General features: G+C 46.4%; 26 protein-coding genes, 1 rRNA gene and 1 pseudogene. 20 read left to right on the top strand and 8 right to left on the bottom strand.

Translation table 11 applies throughout. The features are described from left to right. Positions 1–46 precede the first annotated feature (46 nt). Entirely contained in the window at positions 47–895 is an 849-nt protein-coding gene (locus DFQ01_RS21165) for a flagellar motor protein MotB (protein ID WP_110045910.1), read from the bottom strand. Next, positions 873–1682, bottom strand: a complete 810-nt coding sequence (gene motA, locus DFQ01_RS21160) for a flagellar motor stator protein MotA (protein WP_110045909.1) — start codon at positions 1680–1682, stop codon at positions 873–875. The genes DFQ01_RS21165 and motA overlap by 23 nt, the downstream gene beginning before the upstream one ends. 237 nt (positions 1683–1919) lie before the next feature. Here motA and DFQ01_RS21155 point away from each other — a divergent pair, with 237 nt between their 5' ends. Next, positions 1920–2249, top strand: coding sequence for a hypothetical protein (locus tag DFQ01_RS21155; protein WP_342770006.1), 330 nt, complete (start codon positions 1920–1922; stop codon positions 2247–2249). A 25-nt stretch (positions 2250–2274) separates the two neighbouring features. On the opposite strand, the gene DFQ01_RS21150 is transcribed toward DFQ01_RS21155, so the two are convergent. After that, the gene (locus tag DFQ01_RS21150) at positions 2275–2766 is read right to left on the bottom strand and encodes a GNAT family N-acetyltransferase (RefSeq protein WP_425452427.1); all 492 of its coding nucleotides are present in this window, start codon (positions 2764–2766) and stop codon (positions 2275–2277) included. A gap of 129 nt (positions 2767–2895) precedes the next feature. Between DFQ01_RS21150 and DFQ01_RS21145 the strand changes: the two genes are divergently transcribed. From DFQ01_RS21145 to DFQ01_RS21090, 12 genes are all read left to right on the top strand, one after another. After that, complete coding sequence (locus DFQ01_RS21145) at positions 2896–4128, top strand: MFS transporter (RefSeq protein WP_110045908.1); 1233 nt, start codon at positions 2896–2898, stop codon at positions 4126–4128. Positions 4129–4343: 215 nt separating this feature from the next. Further along, positions 4344–5216 (top strand): alpha/beta hydrolase family protein, encoded by an 873-nt coding sequence (locus DFQ01_RS21140; protein WP_174812914.1) that lies wholly within the window; start codon positions 4344–4346, stop codon positions 5214–5216. Between the two features lie 141 nt (positions 5217–5357). Beyond that, complete coding sequence (locus DFQ01_RS21135; RefSeq protein WP_110045907.1) at positions 5358–6206, top strand: sulfurtransferase; 849 nt, start codon at positions 5358–5360, stop codon at positions 6204–6206. 396 nt (positions 6207–6602) lie between these two features. Beyond that, entirely contained in the window at positions 6603–7145 is a 543-nt protein-coding gene (locus DFQ01_RS21130) for an ATP-binding protein (protein ID WP_110045906.1), read from the top strand. A gap of 1 nt (position 7146) precedes the next feature. Next, positions 7147–8196 carry an N-acetyltransferase gene (locus tag DFQ01_RS21125; RefSeq protein ID WP_110045905.1) on the top strand — a complete coding sequence of 350 codons (1050 nt, stop codon included), beginning with the start codon at positions 7147–7149 and terminating at the stop codon, positions 8194–8196. Further along, positions 8174–8575, top strand: coding sequence for an ASCH domain-containing protein (locus DFQ01_RS21120; protein WP_110045904.1), 402 nt, complete (start codon positions 8174–8176; stop codon positions 8573–8575). The genes DFQ01_RS21125 and DFQ01_RS21120 overlap by 23 nt, the downstream gene beginning before the upstream one ends. A gap of 256 nt (positions 8576–8831) precedes the next feature. Beyond that, entirely contained in the window at positions 8832–9068 is a 237-nt protein-coding gene (locus tag DFQ01_RS21115) for a hypothetical protein (protein ID WP_110045903.1), read from the top strand. A gap of 402 nt (positions 9069–9470) precedes the next feature. Next, the gene (locus tag DFQ01_RS21110) at positions 9471–10454 is read left to right on the top strand and encodes a hypothetical protein (protein ID WP_110045902.1); all 984 of its coding nucleotides are present in this window, start codon (positions 9471–9473) and stop codon (positions 10452–10454) included. Positions 10455–10480: 26 nt separating this feature from the next. Further along, complete coding sequence (locus DFQ01_RS21105; RefSeq protein ID WP_110045901.1) at positions 10481–11017, top strand: GNAT family N-acetyltransferase; 537 nt, start codon at positions 10481–10483, stop codon at positions 11015–11017. A gap of 949 nt (positions 11018–11966) precedes the next feature. Beyond that, positions 11967–12272, top strand: coding sequence for a hypothetical protein (locus DFQ01_RS21100; RefSeq protein WP_110045900.1), 306 nt, complete (start codon positions 11967–11969; stop codon positions 12270–12272). A 254-nt stretch (positions 12273–12526) separates the two neighbouring features. After that, positions 12527–13258 carry a spore coat protein gene (locus DFQ01_RS21095; protein ID WP_110045899.1) on the top strand — a complete coding sequence of 244 codons (732 nt, stop codon included), beginning with the start codon at positions 12527–12529 and terminating at the stop codon, positions 13256–13258. Positions 13259–13362: 104 nt separating this feature from the next. After that, positions 13363–14163 (top strand): aminoglycoside phosphotransferase family protein, encoded by an 801-nt coding sequence (locus tag DFQ01_RS21090; protein ID WP_425452426.1) that lies wholly within the window; start codon positions 13363–13365, stop codon positions 14161–14163. A gap of 161 nt (positions 14164–14324) precedes the next feature. Here the strand turns inward: DFQ01_RS21090 and DFQ01_RS21085 are convergent, their stop codons facing one another. Then, complete coding sequence (locus DFQ01_RS21085) at positions 14325–15929, bottom strand: sulfate adenylyltransferase subunit 1 (RefSeq protein WP_110045897.1); 1605 nt, start codon at positions 15927–15929, stop codon at positions 14325–14327. After that, complete coding sequence (gene cysD / locus DFQ01_RS21080; RefSeq protein ID WP_245946818.1) at positions 15929–16825, bottom strand: sulfate adenylyltransferase subunit CysD; 897 nt, start codon at positions 16823–16825, stop codon at positions 15929–15931. Before cysD ends, DFQ01_RS21085 begins: the two co-directional genes overlap by 1 nt. 262 nt (positions 16826–17087) lie before the next feature. On the opposite strand from cysD, the gene DFQ01_RS21075 reads away from it, so the two are divergent. Together DFQ01_RS21075 and DFQ01_RS21070 are read left to right on the top strand one after the other, a co-directional pair. Next, positions 17088–18110 carry a LacI family DNA-binding transcriptional regulator gene (locus DFQ01_RS21075; RefSeq protein ID WP_110045896.1) on the top strand — a complete coding sequence of 341 codons (1023 nt, stop codon included), beginning with the start codon at positions 17088–17090 and terminating at the stop codon, positions 18108–18110. 318 nt (positions 18111–18428) lie between these two features. After that, positions 18429–18839 carry a VOC family protein gene (locus DFQ01_RS21070; protein WP_110045895.1) on the top strand — a complete coding sequence of 137 codons (411 nt, stop codon included), beginning with the start codon at positions 18429–18431 and terminating at the stop codon, positions 18837–18839. 206 nt (positions 18840–19045) lie between these two features. Here the strand turns inward: DFQ01_RS21070 and DFQ01_RS21065 are convergent, their stop codons facing one another. Further along, on the bottom strand, positions 19046–19234 hold the full coding sequence (locus DFQ01_RS21065) for a hypothetical protein (protein ID WP_110045894.1): 189 nt from the start codon (positions 19232–19234) through the stop codon (positions 19046–19048). A 154-nt stretch (positions 19235–19388) separates the two neighbouring features. On the opposite strand from DFQ01_RS21065, the gene DFQ01_RS21060 reads away from it, so the two are divergent. Then, entirely contained in the window at positions 19389–20225 is an 837-nt protein-coding gene (locus tag DFQ01_RS21060) for a hypothetical protein (RefSeq protein WP_110045893.1), read from the top strand. Between the two features lie 149 nt (positions 20226–20374). On the opposite strand, the gene DFQ01_RS21055 is transcribed toward DFQ01_RS21060, so the two are convergent. Both DFQ01_RS21055 and DFQ01_RS21050 read right to left on the bottom strand, forming a co-directional pair. Beyond that, positions 20375–20572, bottom strand: a complete 198-nt coding sequence (locus DFQ01_RS21055) for a hypothetical protein (protein WP_110045892.1) — start codon at positions 20570–20572, stop codon at positions 20375–20377. Next, entirely contained in the window at positions 20566–21567 is a 1002-nt protein-coding gene (locus DFQ01_RS21050) for a helix-turn-helix domain-containing protein (protein ID WP_181394749.1), read from the bottom strand. The genes DFQ01_RS21055 and DFQ01_RS21050 overlap by 7 nt, the downstream gene beginning before the upstream one ends. Before the next feature lie 389 nt (positions 21568–21956). Between DFQ01_RS21050 and DFQ01_RS21045 the strand changes: the two genes are divergently transcribed. From DFQ01_RS21045 to DFQ01_RS21030, 4 genes and pseudogenes are all read left to right on the top strand, one after another. Then, entirely contained in the window at positions 21957–22850 is an 894-nt protein-coding gene (locus tag DFQ01_RS21045) for a DMT family transporter (RefSeq protein ID WP_110045890.1), read from the top strand. Between the two features lie 120 nt (positions 22851–22970). After that, entirely contained in the window at positions 22971–24020 is a 1050-nt protein-coding gene (locus tag DFQ01_RS21040; protein WP_110045889.1) for a cysteine peptidase family C39 domain-containing protein, read from the top strand. Positions 24021–24189: 169 nt separating this feature from the next. After that, positions 24190–25691, top strand: a pseudogene (locus tag DFQ01_RS21035) (amidase family protein). 314 nt (positions 25692–26005) lie between these two features. Next, positions 26006–26246: ribosomal RNA gene (locus DFQ01_RS21030) — 16S ribosomal RNA — on the top strand; the annotation flags it as partial.

The following is a 26246-nucleotide window of genomic DNA, read 5'->3' as shown; positions in this document are numbered from 1 at the left end:
CCGTGTATCACCTAAGGGTGATTCGTGGTTCAGCCTTTGTTTAGGTTTAATTCGTCGTTGCGGCAGCCGTAGCCACTGTATTGTTCGCAACCGAGTCGAGATCTTGATACTTACGCATAAGAGAGACTTCTACGCGGCGGTTCTTCGCACGTCCAGCTTCGGTCTTATTCGTATCAAGTGGACGATACTCGCCATATCCCGTCGAGCTGATGAGCGTTGGATCAAGCGACGAGCTTGTGAGCAAGATTTCCATGAAGTTAAGCGCACGCTGCGAGCTGAGCTCCCAGTTGTTGCGGAACTCGCTGTTCGAGATCGGCTGGTTATCGGTATGACCTGCTACAATGATCTCATAGCCTGGATACTGCTTCAGCATCTTCGAAATCGCTTGGCCGAGCTTCTTGGAGTCTGGCTTAATGACGGCGCTGCCGGAAGCGAACAGCGCGTTGTCGCTGATCGTAATGAGCAGCTGCGACTGGTTCAGCTTCGTATCTAGCTGGGTCGTCAGGCCAGCGGTCTTGATATATTGGTCGAGCTGCTTCTTCAGCTTCTCGAGGTCCTCTTGCTCTTTCTTCCGCAGCTTCTCGAGATCTTCATCGCTCTGACTCTTCGTGGAAGCCTTCGTTATAGCGGGCGTTTGCTCCTGCTGACTCTCTTTATCGTCCTTCGTTGGCGTTGTCGTCGTGTCCAGCGTCTTGAAGCCGTCCAATACTCCGATACCGCCATCAAGCGCTGTATTAAATGCGCGGCTCATCTCGTCGAAGCGCTTCGCATCAATGGAGCTCATGGAGAACAATACGATGAATAGTGCGAGCAGCAAGGTCATCAGGTCAGAGTAAGGAAGCAGCCAAGATTCGTCGGCGTGCTCTTCGTGATCACTGTGTTTGCGCTTTTTCACCGCTGCCTTCCTCCTTCTCCTGCATCTTCGTACGTTCCGTAGGCGTCAGGTAAACCGACAGCTTCTGATTAATTGCAATTGTGGATACACCGCTTTGGATCGACAGCAGGCCTTCCACCATCATCATGCGAAGCTCCGTCTCACGTTGGGACAAGCGCTTGAGCTTGTTCGCGATTGGGTGCCACAGGACGTAACCAGTGAAAATACCGAGCAGTGTTGCGATGAACGCAGCGGAGATCGCATGGGAAAGCTTCTCCATATCCGTCATATCCGACAGCGCGGCGATCAGACCAACAACGGCGCCGAGTACCCCGAGAGTAGGTGCATACATACCGGCTTGGGCGAAAAACTGTGCACCGGCTTTATGGCGCTGCTCCGTCGCAGAAATGTCTTCAAGAAGAACATCACGTACAAACTCTTGTTCATTGCCGTCAATAATCATCCGCATACCGTTGCGCAGGAAGGTGTCATCGATCTCATCAACTTTCGCTTCCAGGGCGAGCAGGCCCTCGCGGCGTGTAATTGTCGCCCATTCCATAAACATGCGGATGAGGTCTTCACGTTTCGGAAGCTTCTGATCCGCGAACGTAATTTTGAGCAGCGTAGGGAACTTCTTGATCTCGGCCATCGGGAAGCCGACGAATAGGGAGGCTGCAGTACCGACGAAAATGATGACATAAGCAGCCGGGTTGTTGACCAGATTGACGATCGGGGCTCCCTTCAGGAACATGCCGAATACGAGCGCAAAAATCCCGAGTCCAATACCGATTCCAGTTGATTTCTCCATAATACACCCCGTCTATTAGTAGAAAATTTCGGCGTATTTCGTTATAGCGCCTGGATGCGCAAAGCATCTCTTTTCTATCTATATCGACACGACAGGGGGTAGAAGTTATAGATTGCCTGTCCTTTTTGTGGAATCGGGTCGAAACTCATCGGATAAGCGGTTACAAATTGTTTTTGCGCGATAGCTTGGGTTGGCAATGAAAGGGTTCTTAATTTGTTGTAAAATGGAATGACCACCATGATCAAGATGATGGAAGAAGGAAGGGATGACGTTATGGGCGTTAGACACGCACGCGAGTATGCAGATATATTGACGGATTTGACGGCTGCGGTAAGTGCAATTCCGAACAGCTATACATTTTTTGAGATGACAAGGGAAGAATGGGAGGAGCTTGGCGAGACGGAGCGGGCCGAAGTAATGGAAGCTTTGGCCGATGACGTCTTCTATGGGCTTGGTCAGCAGGCCGACATTCGGGTTGGCGACGGTGCTGTCGTCTATGTGCCGAAGCGGCATGTGATTGAGGTTGTGCAGGGCGGCAATGTCATTCAAGTCGTTCGTTTGATTTAAAATAAAACACGGCCGCCGTCGCTGCTCAGTCAGCGGCGGCATAGACCATACAGTGGAATTCGGCGGGGCCGGTAGGGGTGTTCCGTACATACGTGTCCGTCATGTGGAAGCCAGCCTTCTGATACGCGCGGATGGCGCGCTCGTTCCAGGTGAGTACCTCGAGATCGATCTCGTCGCCGGGTGCGCGTCTCCGTGCTTCCTCTGCGACCGCACGGGCGAACGCTGCGCCAAGGCCGCGGCCGCATTGATCGGGACGTAGTCCAAGTCCCAGCCGAGTAACACCGAGCAGCGGGAACAGCTGGGAGAATCCGATCATCTGCCCCTCGTCGTTCAGCACTGTAATATATTGCTTGGCGCGGATGTCGGGGTCGCCGAACTCGGTGCCATCGGCCTCCATCTGGCGGAAGTTGGACCAGCCGTAGAGGTCGAAGGGCGGCTCGTAGCGCCAGCTGCACAGCTCTTCGGCATGCTCGCTTGTCATCGGAACGAAGCGAAACTGCGGTACATATTGCGTCACTTGTCTCAACCCCTGTCACGAAAGATTCGAATCCTTGCAGGGCCATTATAACAAACGCAGCTCCGATCATGATATGATGATAACATTGTAAATTGTAACGCAATCCAGCCTGACACTTAAGGAGCTTCTATGCGCAAACTGATCGCCATTGGCAGTCTGTCCTATTTTCTCATAGGTTTAGCTATGGTTCTTACTGGTGCAGTATTGGAGCCGATTATCGCATATTACGACTTGGACTATAAAGAGGGCAGTCTGTGGATCTCGGATCAATTCGTCGGCTATTTGCTCGGCGTGTTGGCCGCTCCTTTGATAACAGCCCGTATCGGCAAAAGAAGCACGCTCGTCATCGCATTCGGTTGTTTGACCGTTGCTCAAGCTGCTTACAGCATGCTGCCGCCATGGGGACTCATGCTGGTCATCGCTCCGCTCGCAGGAGTCGGGTTCGGTATGGCGGAAGCAATCGTCGGCGCGACGATTATCGACCTGTCCGATGAGAGCAGCAAAGCTTCATCGATGTCATTCCTGGAAGTGTTCTTCGGTGTAGGGGCGCTTGTAATGCCGCTTGGTGCAGCGTACCTCATTCACCTTGGTTACTGGCAGCTGACATTCCCGCTGCTCACCGCGATCGCGGGTGTGACGATGCTGCTGTGGCTCACCGTCTCGTTCGGCAAGGCGGATGATCAGATTGGCTGGCAATCGCGTTCGACAGAGGCTCGTACAGCGGCAGGGGCCAAGATGCCTGTTGCAAAGCCGAAGTATCAGCGGTATATGATGCCTTTTCTGTTCGGCGGAATTCTGTATTTCTTAATTTATGTAGGGCTTGAAATGAGTTTCTCCAACTATCTCGCATCCTTCCTGATGCAGCGTACCGGTGCGGAGGAGACGAATGCGGCGTCCGTGCTCAGCTTGTTCTGGCTGTTCATGGTCATTGGGCGGTTGTTCGCCGGAAGGCTCGCGGACCGGATCAGCTATCCTGTCTACCTGATGGCTTCGTGTATCGGAACAGTGATTATTTTCGCCGTATCGGCGATGACCATGTCGTTCAGCTGGCTCGTCGTGTGGACGTGTATAGCCGGCCTCGTGATGTCCGGTATGTTCGCTGTCGGCTTGGTCTACGCGAATAGCCGTATTCAAGGGCTGACGGAACGCACAACGAGCTTGATGGTTGCTGCTGGCGGTATTGGCGGAGCTATTTTCCCACGTGTGGCGGGCTGGTTGATGGACAGCTATGGCACGACGAGAACGATGTGGCTGATCGCCGGATTGGCACTGCTCATGCTGCTCGCATTCGCCTTCATGGCGGCTGCCGGCAAGCGCCGGATGGACGGCGAGCCGGAACCGACCGCGGTAACGACACCATAAGCACGAAATTTGGGATTGAACAGCGAAGAAGCGCAGGCATTGTTCGAGCGAACAGTGCTTGCGCTTTATTTTATGTCGGAACAGGTAAAGGGTAGTGCGCGCGATGTAGGTCGTTGATAGCCTATCTGGTAGCTGGTGATAAATGCTATGATGGATGAACACTTGAGGAACACACGGACTGACTGGGTCACAATACATAGAAGGAGTGGGCGTCCATGAGTATGATGCACGAAACGTTCGCTTGGGAGCTGGAGCCGGGGATTATGCTGCGGGGGGATGTTCGCGTATATGCGGATGGGGAACGTAAGCCGGTCATTGTCCTCATTCATGGCTTCAAAGGCTTCAAAGATTGGGGCATGTTCCCGTACGTGGCACAGCGTCTGGCGGGTCAGGAGTATGCGGTTGTGACGTTCAATTTCTCGCACAATGGGGTAGGAGCTGGCGGCACCGAATTCGATGAGCTAGATAAGTTTGCGCGAAATACGCATACGTTGGAGCTGCGGGATTTAGGTGTAGTGATCGGTGCGATTCAGGACGGAAGAATGCCGCTGAGTCAGGAGATGGATGCGGACCGCGTGATGCTGGTTGGTCACAGCCGGGGCGGTGGCGACTGCGTGCTGTATGCGGCGGAGTATCCGGAGGATGTAAAGGGCATCGTGTCATGGAACGGGATTGCAGATTGCAATCTGTTCTCGGATGAGTTCCGTGAGCAGGTACTGGAGGATGGCGTTGGCTATGTGGCCAATGCACGGACGAAGCAGCAGATGCCGATCGCGGCGTCGTTCTTTGAAGATTTGACGCTCAATCAGGAGCGATATCATATTGTAAAGCGGGCAGCTTCGCTGCAGATGCCAGCGTTATTCGTGCAGGGGGATGCCGATACTCCAAGACTGGTCGAGGGCTACCATCGGTTGCAGGAAGAAGCGCCCCAGCACCGATACGTGCTGCTACTAGAAGTGGATCATACGTTTGGAACGAAGCATCCTTGGGTCGGGACGACATTGGCCTTGGAGAAGGCGATTGTGTTGACGCGCGGATTCGCGGCAGGGCTGTTCGAGCGCGAGCGAATTGGGCTGGAGATGGACTAGAGAAGGCGTGTGGTGGCGTTCCGATAGGACAGTTGCCAAATCGATCGTGGTGCAGTACGGTAGGTACAAGGTGTACATATAGTGACGAGGCGCAATTAGAAATATGAGCTGAAGAAAATTTGTGAAGGTGGTTGGTTAGACGTGAACGTTTTACCTCAAACAGAGCTGCAAGCTCATCTAGGCGATGATAGCTTAGCAATTGTAGATTGCCGATTCCAGCTGGGCAAGCCTGACGCAGGACGCGAGGCATATGAGGAGTCGCATATTCCAGGTGCGATCTATCTCGATCTGGAGAAGGATCTATCCGGACCGCTCGATCCAGACGGCGAAGGCGGACGTCATCCGCTGCCAGACGCTGCTCAGTTGACGGGCACGCTGAGCCGGGCGGGTATTGGTAACGACACGGTAGTCGTCGCATACGACGATCAAGGAGGAGCAATGGCTTCCCGCCTATGGTGGCTGCTGAAGTATCTCGGCCATGAGAAGGTCTACGTGTTGGACGAGAGCTTCTCGGCATGGGTAAACGTGGGTAATCCCGTATCAGCAGAGATTCCTACGCCTGCTCCGAAGCAGTTCTTGGCGGAGGTGCAGCACAGCAAGCTGATCGAGATGGACGAGGTTCGTGAGAAGCTCGAGGAGGACGGAGTGAAGCTGATCGATTCACGCGACGGCGCACGCTACCGCGGTGAAGTCGAGCCGATCGACAAGAAGGCCGGCCACATTCCAGGCGCAATGAATCTGTTCTGGGGCGAAGGCCGTACGGCGGATGGTACGTGGAAGTCGCCGGAGCAGCATGCTGCACGGTTTGAGCAGGCAGGACTGGCGAAGGCCGACGAGATCATTGTCTACTGCGGTTCGGGCGTGACGGCAACGCCGAACGTGATGGCGCTGGAGGAAGCGGGCTATACACGGGTGAGGCTGTATGCGGGCAGTTGGAGTGATTGGATTAGTTATGAGGGGAATCCGGTGGCGACGAGAGACGGGGAATAACCGAAAGGCGTATAGTAGCACTTCAACTTTGAATACATCGCCATGGGGTCCACATACCCCAGCGATGTTTTTTTATGCCTAGAAGTCAACACGGAGTCAACAATCGGTTGTAGAAAGTGTTTACACTGTGTGATCATCAAGAGTGTGGGTCTATACTTCTTATAACCTCATAACCATTTTTCGAACATACCTATTTAGCAAGGCCAACATGTAAAAGATTATTTGCGGCAAATCAACGATGAGTCAACAGTGCAAACTTATAGATGAATTGTGCGTAACTGTATCATAAGTATTGTGGAAATATGGGATTAATAACATCGATAGCTTCAAATCCCATATGGTCTGTTTGTTATATATATAGTAAGATAGTGGAAATATTGGTGGGGGGTAGAGTTTGTGAGAAGGCTTGTATTTATCGGGGGAATACATGGTGTAGGAAAGACGCATTTTTGTAATCACATATCTCAAAATTATAATATCCCCCATTATTCAGCTAGTGAACTAATTCGGAAAAAGAAGAAAGATAATTCTTCAACCATTAAGTATGTAAAGCAGGTTGAGTCCAATCAAAATTATCTAGTTATGGCTTTATCAGAGCTAGAGGTGGACCTACATATTATGTTGGACGGTCACTTTTGCTTGTTAACAAGTGAAGGCCAAATTAGTAGGATTCCTGAAATTATCTTTCGGGAGATCTCACCGTCCGCTCTCTTAGTTTTAAAGGACTCTGTTTCAGAAATTCATAAAAGGTTGATGGATAGAGATGGTAGACATTATGATATGCAATTGTTGAATGATCTTCAAGTACAAGAAATTGAATACTCTAGAGGATTATGCAAAGCTTTAGGGGTGCCGCTTTTAGAATTAGAGTTTCCATTTGATATTCCCCAAGCGTATCAGTTTATTTCGAAATATATTGAAAGTAATGGAGGGGTATAACATGGAAGGCTATCTTGTAAAGAAAAAGTTTAGTGAAATTGACCTAAGTGATTCATTCTTTGACTCGTTAAAATCAGATTATTCGGAGTTTGAAGACTGGTTTAAACGTAAGAACAGTGAAGAAGCATATCTTTTGCATAAAGATTGCAAGGTCGAAGGCTTCCTATACTTCAAAATCGAAAGCGGAACAATAAAAGATATTACTCCTCATATTGAGTGTAATAAAGCGCTGAAGATTGGAACAATGAAAATTAATCCGCATAAAACAAGACTCGGTGAACGTTTTATAAAAAAAGCGCTGGATCATGCTTTAGTGGAGGATGTTGATGTTTGTTACGTTACCGTTTTCGATAAACATCAAACTTTAGTTAACTTATTTAAAAAGTATGGTTTTACTCTACATGGAACTAAAGATACACAGAATGGTCAAGAACTCGTTTTAGTTAAGAACCTGAATGAAGATAAAAATGATATAATATTAAATTATCCTTTGATTTCTACCTATGATGCAGATAAATATATTCTTGCAATATACCCGGAATATCACTCCAGTATGTTTCCAGATTCAATTCTTAACAATGAGAGTGTAGACATACTTGAAGACGTGTCCTATACAAATTCTATTCATAAAATATATGTTACGAGAATGCCTGTTAATAGAGCTTCTCGTGGGGATATATTTGTAATGTATCGAACAGCAGATAAAGGGAAAACTGCAGAATATTCTTCCGTAGTAACTTCGGTCTGCGTTGTTGAAGAAGTAAAAAGTCAGAACGAATTTGCTGATTTTGAGGAGTTCTATACTTATGCCACGAAATATAGCATCTTTGACCGTTCAGACTTAGAGCTATGGTATAGGAAAGGTAAATGCTTCACTGTTAAAATGACATACAATGCAGCGTTAAGTAGGAGACTTATTCGCCAAAAGTTAATTGATAATCTTCGAATTGGAGATCGGCAAATGAGATGGTCATTTTTTGAACTGACCGACGGTCAGTTTAGAAATATAATCGAAGAAGGTGGTATAAGTGAACGTATTATTATCGATTAAACCCGAATTTGTGGAAAAGATATTCACCAAAGAGAAGCGGTATGAGTATAGAAAATCAATCTTCAAGCAAAAAGTTGATAAGGTGATTATTTACTCAACAATGCCAGAAGGTATGATTGTTGGGGAATTTCAAATTGAGGATATCTTATGTGGTGAACCAGAAAAGATTTGGGAAGCTACAAATGATTTTTCAGGGATATCATATGGCTTTTATAATGAGTACTTTAAAAGTAAAGATGAAGCGTATGCAATAAAAATCGGCTATTTAACACGTTATAAAGAACCAATTGATCCCAAAACTTTAAGTGACTCCTTTACTGCACCACAGTCATTTTTTTATATTGACGATAACTATCAAAAAAAGAGGAACAAAGAATGACGATTGTGGAGATTTATACGCTGGCTCGTTATTATGAGGTTTAATGGATTTGTGAATATTTATAAATTTTTCCAGGATGATAATTGTATAACATATAATGGGGAGCGTTTATTATGACGTTCCCCTTGTTGTTTTAATGAATGGTTTTATTCTTTCACCTGTATGACTTCTGGGACAATCAGTAAAGTTTATTGATGAAGAGGACAATAGTGAAGACGGGTTAGGTAAACAATTAATTATGTGGGGGTTCTTGGAAATGCAAGAAAAAGAAGATGAATGTATTACATTAACAGAAGCTGATGTTATAGAAGTTATTAAGAGTCTTAATAATACAAAACAAGAAATTTTTAAATTAATAGTCCACGAAGGTATAAAAGAAAGTATAAAAAGTGATTTGTTAGCACTCCTGATTAAAATTGATGAGGGGCTAATTAGGAGGGTAGGTTACCGAAGTTCTTTTGAGGTTAAAACTTATAACAAAGTGATTAGCTAAAAAAAGAACTGAGAAACACTAACAAGGCAATAAAAAAGCTTCAAAATAATGAAGATAAATAAGAGTTAGCAATTTTAATTTTTCCGATTCGCATGTACTAGGGAAGCTAGGCGTAGTATTGTTACCGGAAAATCCATATAATATACTGCACTCAAAACTAAAGGAGCATGCCGTGGGCACTGCTCCTTTAGTATTTTTCGCCGATAGACCCGTTGAGTCGATCCGTACCACAAGTAGGGTGAATAATTCCTTAAAGTCCTTTTGCGATAGCGAGAGATAGTTCTCTTTAAACTAACATTCACTATTTGAACAGTTGAATTTACTTTGAATTATGTATGTAATATATTGTATATAACTATAGTAAAGAGGTTACTCCCTATATCAAACGAAAGGGATGCTAAGATGAGAAGCTTTGCATTATGGTACTCTGCAAATTCAGCAGAGCCAAGGAAAGAAGCGACGGTTCATATAAATCTATGGGATAAAGTTGTACATGGAAAAAAGCAGTACTGCTTTGATATTGGACTATTAGTTGAAGACATCAGTGAAATTGACTGTATTTATCTATATGCACCATTTACGCTAAAAAAGGAACATATAAGAGACCTTGGGGGATTAATATCCAATAATCAGTTAGTGAATGCTATTTTTAATGAGAATTACACCACGACAGATGGAGAACCGAAGAAACTAATTGTAAATGGAACGGATGAGAAACCTGCCTTTGCAATATATGCACTGGAGCTTGAAAGTCAAATAAAGCTAAGGGCGTGCAAGAGGAACAGTACATCTACTGGCACAATAATAGAGATTAAAACAAAATCGATTGTTCCGAATAAAATCAACAGGTATTATTTCAGAATAAGGATACAGGTTGAAAAAGAACAAATTGCACTTATAAATGATGCGATAAAAGGAGTTAGTATATTTAGTAACCAATTTACAAGTACAGAAGTGATTGATTTTAGATTAAATGATGTTCGAAGTTGTAGTGAAGAGTTGAGAGAACAATTCCATAAAGGAAACAAGTTTGGATTACTAGCTATTCATTATTTAATATTACGAGATGCGAATGATATGATTATTCACTATGGCAAAGAGATAAATAGTAGAATGTTAGAAAACGATTTATGGAAAAGCTATATAGATAATGCTGATCATAACATTATTGCATATCACATAAAAAGTAAGGCTGAAAAAATATATAATAGTGATAGTAAAAGATTCGAAGTGTCAAGATACATTGAAAGTTTTTCCGACTTATCGAGATTCCAGTACCAAAAATCCACCAATTTAATACTGACTATTTATATATTAGGGGTACTATTGTTAGGTGCTGCTGCAGGAGTTTTAGGGAATTGGATTTCAAAACTAATCGGTTTATAACCTGTAACAATTAGGGGAGATAAACATTGTATACGAGAGAGTTAAAGAACATATTCATAAATCTATCAGAGATTGAACCAGAAGTGCTGCGACGCTATATGCTAAATGAGGTTGGTGAGAAGGCAAAGGATAAGTTGTACAACTATTTGAAAGATCTCTCTGAAAGTTACCCACAGTTTGAGAACTGGTTTTATAGCGTAGTAATACCTGAAGTGGAGCGAAAAAAAGGTGAGCGCGAGATAATAATTGTATTTTCACAAAGTGCTCATAAGGTTGTTTTAACAGGAATTGCAATTCTCAAGAGGAGAGCACAAGAAAAAAAGATCTGTACATTCCGAGTGCATGAAGATTTCCGGAATTTGGGGATAGGGACTGAATTGTTTGAGAAATGTTTTGAATTTTTAGGTACAAGAAAGCCGATTATTACAATTTCTCAAAACAGAAAAGATATGTTTGAGAGTCATATAAGAGCCTATAACTTTGTAGAAACTCAAATGCTAGAGGGATATTATACACAAAATACAATTGAGTATGTTTATAATGGTTTTCTTGTGGATATTTGATGATTAGTATCAAATAAAAGGTGCACAGATGTGGTTCGCCTTTTGTATTTATGTTAGTTGTGTTGTTGTAGCCTCGACTGGGGTAGGTTGGTTTACAGTCTCGATAGTCAATGCAACCAATGGCAACAATCGATGAAGTCCTCGTCCGAAAGGTAACACTTCCACTAACTAAGAAAGCAGATGCTTTTTTATGATGGTCTGCTCATTTCTTTTTATTTTTGTTATATTTTAGGGTGGCATCTTCATGCGGAGAGTTATATGCTGCGCCGCCTTCTCCGATCTGCGAACCAATGGCTCAAACGCTTCTTCATTCCAACCATGGCTTTCCCTGAACCAGGATCCTGACTCACCGCTTGCTTCCGTTTGATACAATGATCCTGACGATACAAAGTGGGAGTGCCAGCCACGGACGGTTCTTCTGATTCCCCCGATGTATGCTCTGATGGCTCCCTAGAAGCACATCTTCAATTGGAGTGATTGGATTTCGTATAGTGAGAATCCGATTGCTGTGGGGGACATAGAGAAACCGAGCAAAGTATAACAGTATGTACACAACAAATAAGTCGCCATGTAGCCCGAGGGCCATGGCGGCTTATTTGTTGAAGTCAACACGGGTTCGAATGTGATTACATTCTGATCATAAAGGGTGTAGGTTCATACTTCTTATATCCTCACAACCACAGCCCATCTGTCCATGATCATGTGGGTCGAAACGTTGATAGACCTATATGAGATTAGGTGAATAAATCGCTGGCGGATTGATTCGAAGGCAGCAGTACGTCGGATGGGTATTCAGGGGATACCACGATGTATTTTCGAACGAATCTCGCAGTCAATTGCTTGTATCAGGGCACCGAAATAAAGTTTTAGTTATCCATATATTACATAGAAACCTCGAATTAATAATCTTACAATTGGAATAACTTCTTTGAGATGGACGTGAGGGTATATGCTAAGAGAAATCGGAAATGCTTTTTCTGTTATGATCATGTGGATTATTAGGGTTATTGTTATCGGCTTCTTTCTTTACTATTTTCAGAAATTTTCGGATCTTATCACACAGTATGATATTAATGTACGACTTGCACAATCAGCTGTACAAGCATCGCAACTAGCCAACGAGAGCATTTTAGTTGCACTCACCTATATTGGGAAACTGCTTGTAGTGATTGCTGCGGTTATAGTGTTTGAATCCATGTATCGCAATGGACGTAGGACAGCACTACGTGAAAAGATGGCTCTTAAGTCCGAGTAAAACTGTTAAGATCAGGGGTCATACTATGGTTGGGGTGAGAGTGATTAGTTATTGCGACACTTCAATGAAATAAAAGTATTTAATCACTAAATACATCGCCATGCGGCCCACGCGCCCTCGCGATGTATTTTTTATTATGGACTCAAAACGGACTGGACTTGTCATTCTCATTCACAGTAACTCTATGCACCGAATGCCCATATCCTAAGAACGAGTGTTAAAATCCAGGGTCTTTATACAAGGGAGATAACGGGATGAGTTATCATTATTATCGTGGGCTAGTAAAGAGCCAACCGAGTATCGTAGCGTCTGCGCAGGGTGATGTGACGGGAGATGGGGTATCCGACAACGTATATCTTACAGGGGTTCGGACCGCAGACAGTCCGTTTGTTCAACAAATCACATTGGTCGTGCAAGACGGAAGCAGCGGCAGAGTAACCCATACGCGATTACAGGATAATGCGGGATATAGTCCGTCCCTTTTCCTAGGCGACTTTACCGGGAACAAGGTTAATCAGATTCTGGTCAGCATCAATTCCGGCGGGAGCGGAGGGATCATGTATCACTTCGTATACTCGTACTTAAATAACGTTGCGACCATCATTTTTAACTACAAGGCTTATAATGACCTCTATCAATATACGGTGACTTACAAGGACAATTATAAAGTTGAGGTTGTCAGCAAGTTGAACAAGATGAAATACATCATTGATATTTCCAGTAGAGACAAGGAGTATCTTGGTGAGATCTATCAGACCAACGGGAAGCTGAAGCAGCCTATATCCGGGTTTGTAAATCCGCTAAGCGGGTTGTATCCTGTAGATTTCGACGGGAATAAGGTTTATGAGCTGCTCGCGTATCAGAAGATAGCCGGGAGATATAACGCAGATGCGTTGGGTTATGTGTTGAACACCTTGGCATGGAATGGGAATCAGTTCGCTTTGAGCAATCAGAATGTGGCGATCTTTGGTTCGACTATTCAATGAGGGTAATGATACTGGGCCATTGAACAAACGGGCAGTCTATTTGATAATTGTGGTGAAACAGGATCACAGTACAAATACGACCGAAACGAGAAGGGTGAGGCATAGTGACGCAGGAAGAAGTGTTAACCGGCGGAAATGTTAATCACATTGTCCGCAGGGCAAATACTGTTCTTCGCCCCACTGGTTATTGGAGCCCGTGTGTGCATGAACTACTTATCCATCTAGAGAAGCAAGGCTTTGAGGGAGCGCCAAGATTTCTCGGAATCGATGAGCATGATCGTGAAATATTAACGTTCATATCAGGGGAAGTCCCGGGTAACGATTATCCCGAGCTTAAACCATATATGTGGTCGGATACAACGCTCGTGGATGTAGCAAGTCTTTTACGCCGGTTTCATGATGCGACTGAAGGATCCGCACTCCTGACGAAGGGTGAATGGCAGCTTCGTTATGTTGATGATAGCGAGCACGAAGTGATATGTCATAATGACGCTGCGTTGTACAATGTGGTCTTTCAACAGGAGACTCCTGTAGCGCTGATTGATTTTGACATGGCTGGACCTGGTCCGCGTATGTGGGACATTGCGTATTCGCTTTATACATCGGTTCCACTTGCAAGCTTCTCACCTGACCCTTCTTCGGGAACAACGGTAGCGTACCAATCGGATTTACATGCTGCAGAGCGACGTCGACGAATTCATTTGTTTTTTGAATCGTACGGGACTCCCGCCCCTGATTCATTGCGTGAGTGGATTATTCAACGACTGACTACAATGTGCGATACGCTGCGAAATGGTGCTGCTGAAGGAAATCTTGCTTTTCAAAAAATGGTTGATGAGGGACACTTGGCTCATTATGAGAGCGAGATTCAATTTGTAACCGGTCATTTCCATGAGTGGATTTAGAAATAGACGGCTCGAGCTTCAGGGCCAGCGCGTATTCCGATATAAAAAATGCCTCCCTCAGATAGGCACCTGTTCACACAGGCGTATCTCCAAGGGGGGCATCTTTATGTCATTGTCTCCACACGCAATCATTCATAGATCGGTTTGTCCGTCTCTATGTCTTATCCTTTATTGCGCACGAGAATATTACGGTACTTGCCAAAGTTTCCGGCTGTGCCGTTGCCTACTTCAATTCCGCTTACATCAAGCAAAGGCAATTGCGAATTCCGAGGGCCGAAGCCTGTAAATACGCCGCCGCGGATGTTAGCGAAGCCTACGTCCGACTGCAGATCGAAATCGGCAGGATATGCGCATTGCTCGCTGTTCAGAGGCAGCGCATCTCCCTTATTATACGTAGCAGCTGGATGTTTCTGACGCAGCACCATGTTTACGTCTGGCTCATACCAGAAGTTGTCGAACAGATTGACTTGCAGCTTGTTATCGCCGTCCTGCAAGAGCACGCCATCCTGATTCTCGCTGCCTACGGATACAACGACACCGCATGCCGCCGTTGCATGGGAGACACGGTCGATCAGAATAAGTGCGCCCATCGTTTTGTGCGACAGGAATTCATCGACAACGAGCGGTTCGGACACTACGATATCGCAGCTGACGAGCTCGTTCTTGACTGCGGTAGCAGTCGGAAGCAAGCTGCCGTTATTGACGTCTACCTTATGGTGGATATCTGTCACCACGGCCGGCAGCATCTTCGTGCCCAGCTTAATCCAGTATTCCTTGCTCGGAACGAGCTGTTGTTCATCCATCCACAAGAGCGTCGTCGTAATGGTGGTTGCCGTTTTCAAGCCTGCATCCTTAGTCAGCACGCAGCCGCGTGAAACGTCGACTTCGCGATCAAGCTGAATCGTAACAGGCTGCCCAGCGATAGCGCTGCCTGCGTTCTTATCTCCGACATGAATCGACTTAACGATTGCCGTCTCGCCGCTAGGCAGAATCGTCAGCGTCTCGCCGACTTCAACTTGGCCTGCCTCAATCTGTCCTTGGAAGCCGCGGAAGGTGTGATCCGGACGGCTTACGCGCTGAACCGGCATGTAGAAGCCGCTCTCGGTGTTATCCATCGAAATGTCGACCGTTTCCAGATGCTCGAGCAATGCTGGGCCGTCATACCATTCCATATTGGGAGAACGCTTCGTTACATTGTCGCCCTCTGTTGCCGAGACAGGAATGATCACCGCATTCTCGAGACGAAGCTCATTGCGGAGCTGCTGAATATCCTCAGAGATGCTCAGGAAACGTTGTTGATCGTAACCGACAAGGTCGATTTTGTTCACTGCGAATATAAAGTGCTTAATCCCCATCAACGCGCAAATACGTGCGTGGCGGCGAGTTTGCACCAGAACGCCTTGTTTGGCGTCGATCAATATAATGGCGAGATCTGCGAAAGCTGCGCCGACGGCCATGTTACGCGTGTATTCTTCATGTCCCGGCGTATCGGCAACGATAAAGCTGCGACGATCGGTGTTGAAGTAACGGTAGGCAACGTCAATCGTAATGCCTTGTTCACGCTCAGCCATCAGACCGTCAAGCAGCAGGGAATAGTCGATCGCTCCGTTGCGGCTGCCAACCTGGCTGTCCAGCATAAGAGCCTGCTCCTGGTCGGCATAGAGCATTTTGGAATCGTATAGAATATGACCGATTAGTGTCGACTTGCCGTCGTCCACGCTGCCGCAAGTTATAAATTTAAGAAGACTGCTCGCTGTCTGACTCATTAGAAATACCCCTCCCGTTTGCGCCGCTCCATGCTGCCTGCAGCTTCCTTGTCAATGACGCGGCTTGTTCGTTCGGAAGTCGTTGCTGACAGCGTCTCTGCGATAACCTCATCCAGCGTATCCGCTTCCGACTCAACCCCGCCCGTAAGAGGGTAGCAGCCTAATGTACGGAAACGCACGCTCTTCATCTCTGGCGTTTCTCCCGGCAGCAGCCGCATGCGACTATCGTCCACCATTATAAGATTGCCGTCACGCTCAACAACCGGACGCTCTGCTGCAAAATACAGCGGAACAATCTCGATGTTCTCGCGTTGGATATACTGCCAGATGTCCTTCTCCGTCCAGTTGGAGATTGGGAATACGCGCATGCTTTCACCCTTATTGATGCGGGTGTTGTACAGCTTCCACATCTCAGGACGTTGGTTCTTAGGATCCCATGCATGCTTCTCGTTGCGGAACGAGAAGATACGTTCCTTCGCGCGCGACTTCTCTTCATCACGGCGTGCGCCTCCGAAAGCGGCGGTGAACTGATATTTCGTCAGCGCTTCTTTGAGCGTCTGCGTCTTCATAATATCCGTATATGCCGATCCGTGATCGAACGGATTGATGCCCTCCGCAATAGCGGCTTCATTGCGATGAACAATCAGGTCAACGCCGAGCTCCTGAGCTCTGCGGTCACGGAATTGAATCATTTCTTGGAATTTCCAGCTCGTATCGACATGAAGCAGCGGGAATGGCAGCTTTTCAGGATAGAAAGCCTTCAATGCCAGATGCAGCAATACCGATGAGTCTTTACCTACCGAATAGAGCATGACCGGGCGCTCACATTCAGCGGCAACCTCCCGGAAAATGTGGATCGCCTCTGCCTCAAGTTTATCTAAGTGTGTCAGCGACAAGTGTATCACTCCTATAGTGCCAATTTGAATCGCAGCTGACCACGATATATCGATGTAATTCGACATGCCCAACCCGAAAAATCAGCATAATGTTCATCTAAGTATATGTTTTTTCGATTTGGATGACCAGAACTGATTACGCAAACGTTTCACTTAAATATGTCGCGCAAATTTGCGTGAGCTTTGCGCAAATCTACTTTTATTTTGCGCGAAAACAAGCTATCATATCCCAATAAACAAGCATAAACGTGGGGTATGTTGGATGACTTTAAAGCAGATCGCAAATATGGCGGGTGTATCCATTTCAACTGTATCGCGCATATTGAATTCTCCTGACAATAGCTTTGCCACGAAAGAAGTTCGCGATAGGGTATGGATGTGTGCGAGAGAAATCGGCTATGTACCGGATCAGAATGCCAGAGAACTCAAGCTTGGCAAACGTACTTCTCGAAAGTCGTCCCCTCCTTCCATCTCGTGCATCTTGGGGCGCACCAGACAATTGGAGGATGACCCTTTCTTTGCGCAGATGTCACGTGCCATCGAACAGCAAGCGCTGGAGCTGGGCTATGCCGTTCGTCATTCTTATTCGCTATTCGATATTGAGACCGATACACTGCTTGATCAAATCGAATCATCGCATACGGACGGCGCCATTATATTGGGCCGCTTCAGTAACGACAGCATGAGCTTTCTCGAGAAGCATTACAAAAACTTGGTCTATGTAGGGCGCAACGTTATTTCCGCCAGCTGTGATCAGGTCATTTGCGACGGGTATGAAGCTACACAGATTGCGATGATGCACCTGATTGCCAATGGACACAAACGAATCGGATATATTGGCGAGACGTTAAACGAGGTACGATATGAAGCCTACTGCGATATCCTTCGCAAATACGGACTGGAGTGCTCAGATCAATGGGTGAGCAACTGCCCGCAGAACGGTCCTGGCGGCTACCAGGGAGCCGAGGAGCTTCTGGCGAAAGCTTCTCCGCTTCCGACTGCGGTATTTTGCGCAACCGACATTGCAGCAATAGCTGCGCTGCGACGATTTACGGAGGCCAAAATCAAGGTGCCTGAGCAGCTGTCGATTATTAGCATGGACAATATCGAGCTGTCCGGATATGTATCTCCGATGCTGACGACGGTGGGAATGCCGATTGTCGAGATGGGCAACTGGGCGGTTCAGCTCTTAATCGATCGTCTAAACAAGCGTCACGAGCTGCCGGCCAAAGTGCTGCTGCCAAACAAGCTGATTGTTCGAGAAAGCGTCGCTAATAGAAATTGAACTTACAATGCTCCCGTTTACGGCAAGAGTAGAAACGGAAAAGGCCGCGTCGGGCGCGGGTTTGAGGGCTGTGACAGGTTGCCGATGAGTGACCTGCTCGGTCCTCTTTGCGTTATAAGGATATCCAAGTCTTCTCCCTGAAAAATAGACAAATCAACAACCACAATAAAGAAATTATCGATTTAAGAAGGGAATCAACAAAGCAGGGATACGGCCTGCGATGGTAACAGAATATTTGTATCTATCAAGGTGTTTGGTTTTCTTACATATAGTCGTTTATTGAGTGGAGTAACTATTCATGATATTGGAGGCAGACAAATGGGAGTGCAATCATTAGGGTCAGTATTCGTACGTGTAACCAATCTAGAAAATTCGATTCCATTCTATTCCGCTCTAGGGCTGCATTGCCGTGGAATCGAGAATTGGGATCCAGGTCGCGGAGCTACGTTTTTCTTCGCTCTGGACCATGGCGGATGGCCGCTATTGACTTTGGTTGAATCCGAACAAGTTCAAGTCTTGGATTACCATACCTATTGCCTTAACTCGACCAATGTACGGGAAATGTATAGAGATTTGGAGCTTAGCGGGTACAAGTTAAAGCCAATCGAAGAATGGACCTCGCCGTGGAATCATCATGTCATGTTCGACGTTTGCGATCCTGATGGTCATGTCATCAATATTATTGAGGTAACGCCTATAAATGCCGAGGCTCGAGAGCTCAGCAGTTAACCCCATTGAGGAGAGTCGTAAGCAGATCGTGAATACATCGCCATGCGGCCCACGCGCCATGGCGGTGTATTGCACGACTATATAATGGGTTCGGTGGCCCATGCCCAATAGCCGCACCTCGTGCAGCTATTGTAGTAGGTATGTAGAAGACATGAATCGGGTTCGACCCAAACGGTGAGTTTTACCGAGGCGAAGGTCGGGCGAAACTACGATAAGTCATCCTGGCGATGTTGATGAGTCGGCGTATCCAACAATTGATCTTCGTTCTTCAGATTATGATCGTGATGATTGTCGGAGGGCTCCTTCTCATCCTGCGAGAGGGCGGCGGCCATTACAGATAGCGCTTCAAGGCTTACGAGATTTTCGACTTCGTCAAATGGTTTGTTATCGGTCATAACGACTCTCCTTTAGAAAGGGTTTCCTTACCAAAAGATTATTCGCCCGTGGTTTTCATTTTATTCAATCTAGGGCTAACGCTACGGTAACTAATTACCAACTATTTCGTCTAAAATAAATAGTTGGTAATTTATGGTGACGAGGAGAGATTTGATGAAACGGATTTGGAGTGCGTGCGTAATTTTGATCTTTAGTGCTGTCCTTATTTCAGGCTGTGGGAATGCCTCGGACGATGAGGAAATCGGAAACACGGAACCAACGAATGAGGTGGTTCAGGATGTAGTAAGCGAAACGGTTGACAGTGGATCTGCAGAAGCGGGGGAGGCAAGTCTCGATGCGGATGTTGATCAGAATGGGGTGAGTGAGCATATCGTTCTTTCCGGCGAAGATCAGAATCAGGACGGATTTACGTTGAAGCTCGGCGATGCATCGGTGGTTGTTGAAGAAGCCGTTGGTGTGGATGGAAAGCTTGCGCTCGTGAAGCTGAATCCAGAAACAACGCTCATTGCAGTGCCTGAATCAGGTCCGAGTAGTGATGATGCAACGTGGTTCTTCGCCTATCGGGACCAGACAATCATACCGGTCGGAAAGCTGGAAGGTAAAGGGGATCAACTGATATTCTTGGGCGACGGTACGGTGACCTCCAGTCGGGTTCGGGGGCAGATTCTACATACCTGGTTTCATGACCAAACCTACCGTTTAACTGCGCAAGATGAGTGGGAGCCGATTAAGCAGGATTTATATGAAATGAACACTCGGGTGAAAGCGCTGGTTGAACTGACCTTGCAGAAGACAAGGACTAACAAATCCGAATCATTCACATTGCATCCGGGCGATGAGGCTGTAATCAAAGCCTGTGACGATAAGGAATGGTGCCTTGTACAGAAAGGCAGCCAAGAGGGATGGTTTGCTGTAGACGACTTCAATACCATTCGCAGTCTGAATATGACATCCGACCAGGTTTTCGATGGCTTGAACTTCGCTGATTGATTCTGGGGGAAGAGTAAGAGTCGATCATCATAAAAAAGTATCGATACGTTAAATACACCGCCATGCTGCTCAAAAGCATTGGCGGTGTATTTGGCACATAAAGAGCGGCGGAGATGTCAATGTCGCAATAGAATTGCATTTTTGCATCCTCATGATAACTGTCCCGTTAATAACGCCGGCAGCAGGCGAATTAGGTGCTCTCTCGTGCAAGCGTCCATCAGGTTCCATTTGGCCTCATCCAGCACATGTACCTTCCCATTTCTTACTGCGGTCAGTTCCTTCCAGCCCTTGCTGGCCATCAGCTCCTGCGTTGCCTGATATGCCGGCCGAATGCTAGGCATCAGCACGAATAGCCGGTCTCCTGCGTACAACGGCAAATCCGATTCCATAATTTCGCGGTACGACTCCCCTTGGTCCAGCATTTGGCGAACAGCAGCCTTGGCCCGAATAAGGATGCCTGATAGAGCAATCCGGCCAGACCGCCTGTCCCCATGACGAATAAACGGCGCCCGCGATGATAGATTAACACCGTTGCTGTTTCATGCGATTGGACCATGCCTTGAAGCTGCTGCCGCATTTCCGTTAAACGATTGATATATTCATTCAGCCACTGGTTGGTTTCCGTTTGCTTGCCAATCCACTCGCCTAAGCGAGGCAGCCTTTGCTCTAGCGGCGCGAACGTATCATAGGTAATTGTCGGCGCGATCTTGGCCAGTTGCTCATACTGCTGTTCGTCCGGGCTTGAGAAGATGATCAAATCCGGTTCCAAGCTTGCGGCCTTTTGCAAGTTAAACGGAATGCCAATATCTTCGATATCCTTAGCAGCTTCCTCCATCCATGTATCCCGCATCGTATTTACATTCGCGCCAATTGGCCGCACACCCAGAGCGAGAAGGTCTCCCAAGGCTTCCCCGTAATAGAGAATGCGCTGCGGCTGTATCGGAACTTGAACCCGATGGCCAGTCCAATCCTGAACATTCCGCCCCTGAAGGACCGATTGGGCATATTGCCTTGGGGTCGTCCCGGTAATCTGCCGAAATCGGCGATTATAGTAATATTCATCGACGAAACCAACCTTGCTGGCAATCTCACGTAAAGGCATGTTCGCAGATAATAGCCGTTCCTTGGACCGATTGATACGCAGCTGATTCAAGTAATCCAGCGGCTTCTTTCCAGTAAGGGCTTTAAACATGGCACTATATCGCGATGCAGTAAGCTTTACTTGCTCAGCAAGCTGCTTCACCGTTATCGGGTTGGAGTAGTGGTCCTCCAAATAACGGATCGTTCTTTCAACGGCTCCCATATCTCCCGTATCTCTGATCGAAGGCCAATTATGCTCCAATAATAAGCCCATCAACTCCTGAAATGACAAATGCCGTCTGAACCATCCCAGGTCCCCCGCTTTATCATCCACCAGTATTTCGTTAATCAGCCGATTGCAGCGTTCGTACAAGTACATATGCCAAGCATGATGGGCTGGAAGCAGCTGCTCTTTGAATATTGTCGGACCCCGTTCATCCGTTCTAATAATAGTGAAAGCTCATAGTGCCCTGAGGAAAAGCATCACCTCTCGATTTTATTTTTTGTACTCAGCAGTGAGCGTAATCAGTAAATGTTGAGCTGCAAGTAACGATAAGTTGCTATAAGGTTATTGATTAACGGAATCCGAGTGAGTAAGCTTGAATACGAAGGTCGGTTAGTAAACGAAACGATTGAAGAAGGTGTACCTCTGTGAGTTATTTGCTGCTCCTGCTGGCGACGTTGGCTTGGAGCTTCGTCGGCGTGCTCGTCAAGACAGCGGCGACGATGGTGGACAGCGCTATTATTTCTTTTGCGCGTTTTTTCTTCGGCGTCATTTGTTTAGTCATCTATTTGTTCATCAGGGACGGCAAAGTGCAGATTCGGTTAGGGATGAAATGGATTTGGATCGGAGCAGCTGGCAAAGCGGTCAATTATGTCTTCGAGAATATCGCCCTCAAGATCGGATATTCGTACGGCAATATTCTTGTGCAGCCTGTCCAGACCGTTGTATTGCTGTTGGCTGCTAGCTGGCTATTCAAGGAACGCATAGCGCCACGGGGCTGGGCGGCTGCAGCACTATGCGTGCTCGGCGTGCTTGTGGTTGGCTGGAACGGCACGCCCGTGGATGAGCTGGCACAGGGAAGCGGGTTGACGACGCTGTTATTCACGTTCGCTGGAATTGGAGCTGCCGTACACGTCTTAAGCCAGCGAATGCTCCTCAAGACGATGGATAATGGAAACATGAACTTGTCTGTCTTTCTCGTCAGTACCATTCTTGTTGCGGCCCCAGTTCCCGTCTATTCGCATGGTTTTATCGGCCCAGTCTCGGTGTGGGCATGGGCAGCATTGATTCTGCTTGGTGTTATAACAGGACTGAGTTTCTTCTGGTTTGCAGAGGCGATCAAGAAAGTACCGTTTATGATCGTTGCGCTTGTAGGCAACAGCATGGTATTTTTCTCGGTGTTGTGGGCGTATCTGTTCTTCCGCGATCCGATTACCATCTATATTATTGGTGGTACGTTGATTTTCGTAGCGGGGTTCCTGCTGCTGAACTTCCCAATGCGTCGCAAAAGTGCGACCGAACAAGCAAAAGCGCAAGCATAGCCATCCCTCGGGATGGCTTTTTCATATTATAAAAGGAATTGTCCACTTCATCCGACAGATCAACAGGGAGTTTTAAATTATGGTATAATTAACCAGATTGTACATAATGGAGGTGTGTTTATGCAGGAGGATATGATTGTTCAAGCCAATGGTACTGTAAAGCTGGAGAATTATATTTTTAGTGGATTGGATTCATCTGTAGTTGGGGCTGTTAAGTCAGTTGCTGATTATTATCAAATTCCGGTAACCGCATCCAGAATATATGGCATGACGGGGCTTGCCTTCTTGCATGTACTTGATGACGATATGGTCGAGCCGAATGGAGGGCCGCCCGATCCGGAGGTTTATCGACTTGCTCGCAATATAGGTTTCAATATTGAAGGTTTTCACACTACAGCCGAGGGCGAGGAATTTACCCGTCTGCAAGCGGAGGCATGGGATAGAGCCAGACAGGCTATTAGCGCAGGCCAGCCTGTTTTTGCAAAAAATATAGATATCCGCAATCAAACGTCGGTCATTTATGCACACGATGATATTGGTTATTACAGGTACAATTGGCATACCGGGTACGAGAACAGTGAGGACGTAATCCCTTGGAACTCGTTAGGATTAGGTCAATGTCCTTGTATACACTGTGTGAATGATCGCAAGTCATCAGGGACGTTAACGGATCAATCGAGCGGTCTGATCTCTTTGCACTGGGGAGAGCCCATTCAATCGGCAGATGAGAGAACTTCTTTAAAAGAAGCACTCGAGTTCGTTATTCGTTTAAATGAGCAAGGGTCGTATCAATCGTTCGGGAAGTCGTACCTTGTTGGTTCTCAAGCTTATGAAAAGTGGTTATCGGCCTTGGAAAGCAATAAACTGGACAAGTACTTTTTCAGCTTATTTATTGAAATCTTATTTGAAGCAAGGAGTCATGCGATCACTTTTCTTACTGAATTAAAAGGCAACCTTGATCATTTGAATTCAGGGATAATAGATGAGCTTATTCATACCTATACCGAAATTGCTTCTAAGTATAAAGTTTTGAAGGAGACTTACCCGTACACGGAACCAAGAGAGTTCGAGCTTAAGCAGAGTGAACAATGCGCGGTAATCTTAAGAGAGCTTATGGCATTAGATGGGGAAGCAATGGGCAGGATAAAAGAAATCTACTCGGCCCTTTGAGTTGTGTAGTGTTCTATAACAACAAGGTTTGTTGGGATGTCTCCGACAAACCTTTTTTATGTGCACAATGATTAGGAACTGTTCTTTATCTATTATATTCAGAAGTCAATTCTATAATTAGAGTAAAGGATTCGAACAAGAGTCCAGACATCGAAAGAAGGGGTTCGATTTGGAGGATATATTCGAGTTGATAAATGTTAACAGCGAAGAAGCATCGATACTGGAGTTGCAGGCTGCATTCAATAGTGGAGAAGTTACCTCGCGAGAGCTGGTGATGCATTATTTGTATCGCATTGCGATGTTGGACCAGAGCGGCCCCCTGATAAACTCGATTATGGAAATTAATCCGGATGCGATTTTTATCGCGGAAGCCTTAGACCAAGAACGAAAATTAACGGGGGCAAGAAGCCCTCTTCATGGTGTACCGGTTTTATTGAAGGGGAATATTGAAACCAAAGATAAATTCATACAAATGCAGGCGCATTGGCCTTGGAGCACCATGTAAGTTCAAGGGATGCTTTTCTTGTCCAGAAACTAAGAAACTCAGGTGCCATTATTCTAGGGAAAACAAATATGACGGAATGGGCAAATGGCATGTCTTCAACTATGTGGGCTGGATATAGCTCGATAGGGGGACTAACTAAAAATCCTTACGGGGATCATTTTCCCGGTGGATCAAGTACGGGCTCCGCTGCGGCCGTCGCTGCGAATTTTACTACGGTCGCAGTGGGGACGGAGACCTCTGGTTCGATTTTAAGCCCTGCCGTGCAGAATGCTATTGTTGGTATTAAGCCAACCGTAGGTTTGATTAGCCGGTCAGGGATCATTCCGTGGAGCTGCTCCCAGGATACAGCTGGGCCTATGGCAAGGACGGTGACGGACGCTGCTATTTTATTGAGTGTTCTTGCAGGAAAAGATGAAGACGACCCTGCTACTTGGAGGAATACACAATCGAGTATAGACTACGCAGCATTTTTAGATGAGGAAGGTTTATGTGGGGCAGCCATAGGCGTATTCAGAGGTGCTCCCCTTGCGAAGTACCGCGACAATGGCGAATATGATGAACAGCTGTTTAATGATGCCGTGAGCACTCTTAAGGAATCTGGAGCTATAGTAATAGATCATATTGAAATCCCATCGTTCAATAGAGAATGGGAGTACAATAAAACGAGCCATGAGTTTGCCCATTCCGTTGAACACTATTTGCAAAGCCTTCCCGCACATCTTCCTGTCCATAGTCTGAATGAGTTGGCCAAATGGAACGAGCAGAATGCCGATAAGGCATTGAAGTACGGTCAAGATGCATTGGAAGTCCGTTCACAGCTAAAGCAGCCCTTAAAGAGTCAGAAGTACATATTAGAGTCTGTTACTGATTTGTATTACTCGCAAAACAAGGGTATCGACTATGCTTTAGATAAGTATGGATTAGATGCCATTCTATTTCCTTCGTATGTCGGTGCTGATCTATGTGCGCGAGCGGGTTATCCATCAATAGCTGTGCCCGCTGGATTCCAAGAGAACGGAAGAGCATTCGGCATTACATTCGCAGGAGCGGGATTTAGTGAATCGACGCTTATCCGAATAGCATTTTCATTTGAACAAAAGACGAAGCATAGAACAATGCCGAATCTCGCATTTAGAATGAGTTCCGAACTAGCATCTGACTTATGACTCTGTATTTATAAGGGTAACTTCCTCATCGTTAATTACTCGTAAAAAAGATTGAAATAAGGTGTTGCTTTTCGTAAACAACGTATGTTATTATGTAATTCCGCCACTGAAACGGCGGCCGATTACGAAATGTTAAATACTTAACTGAAAAAAGTGTTTGACAAACGAAATCGAAACATGTTATGATCTAATTCCGGTCGAGAAACACGCCGGTAACGAGAAATGCAAACGAAATAACTTGTTCCTTGAAAACTGAACAATGAGCGATATGTTTTAAAGTAAGTCAGCTTTTAATGAGCTAAACAAGCACTTCTTTTATGGAGAGTTTGATCCTGGCTCAGGACGAACGCTGGCGGCGTGCCTAATACATGCAAGTCGAGCGGAGTTGATGAGGTGCTTGCACCTCTGATGCTTAGCGGCGGACGGGTGAGTAACACGTAGGCAACCTGCCTGCAGGACCGGGATAACATTCGGAAACGAATGCTAATACCGGATAATCGATTTCCTCGCATGGGGAGATCGGGAAAGACGGAGCAATCTGTCACCTGTGGATGG

Origin of the sequence: Paenibacillus cellulosilyticus (assembly GCF_003182255.1) — a bacterium.
Lineage (GTDB): Bacteria > Bacillota > Bacilli > Paenibacillales > Paenibacillaceae > Paenibacillus_T > Paenibacillus_T cellulosilyticus.
The sequence above is the reverse complement of the archived record's forward strand: the minus strand, read 5'-3'. Positions and strand labels throughout refer to the sequence as shown.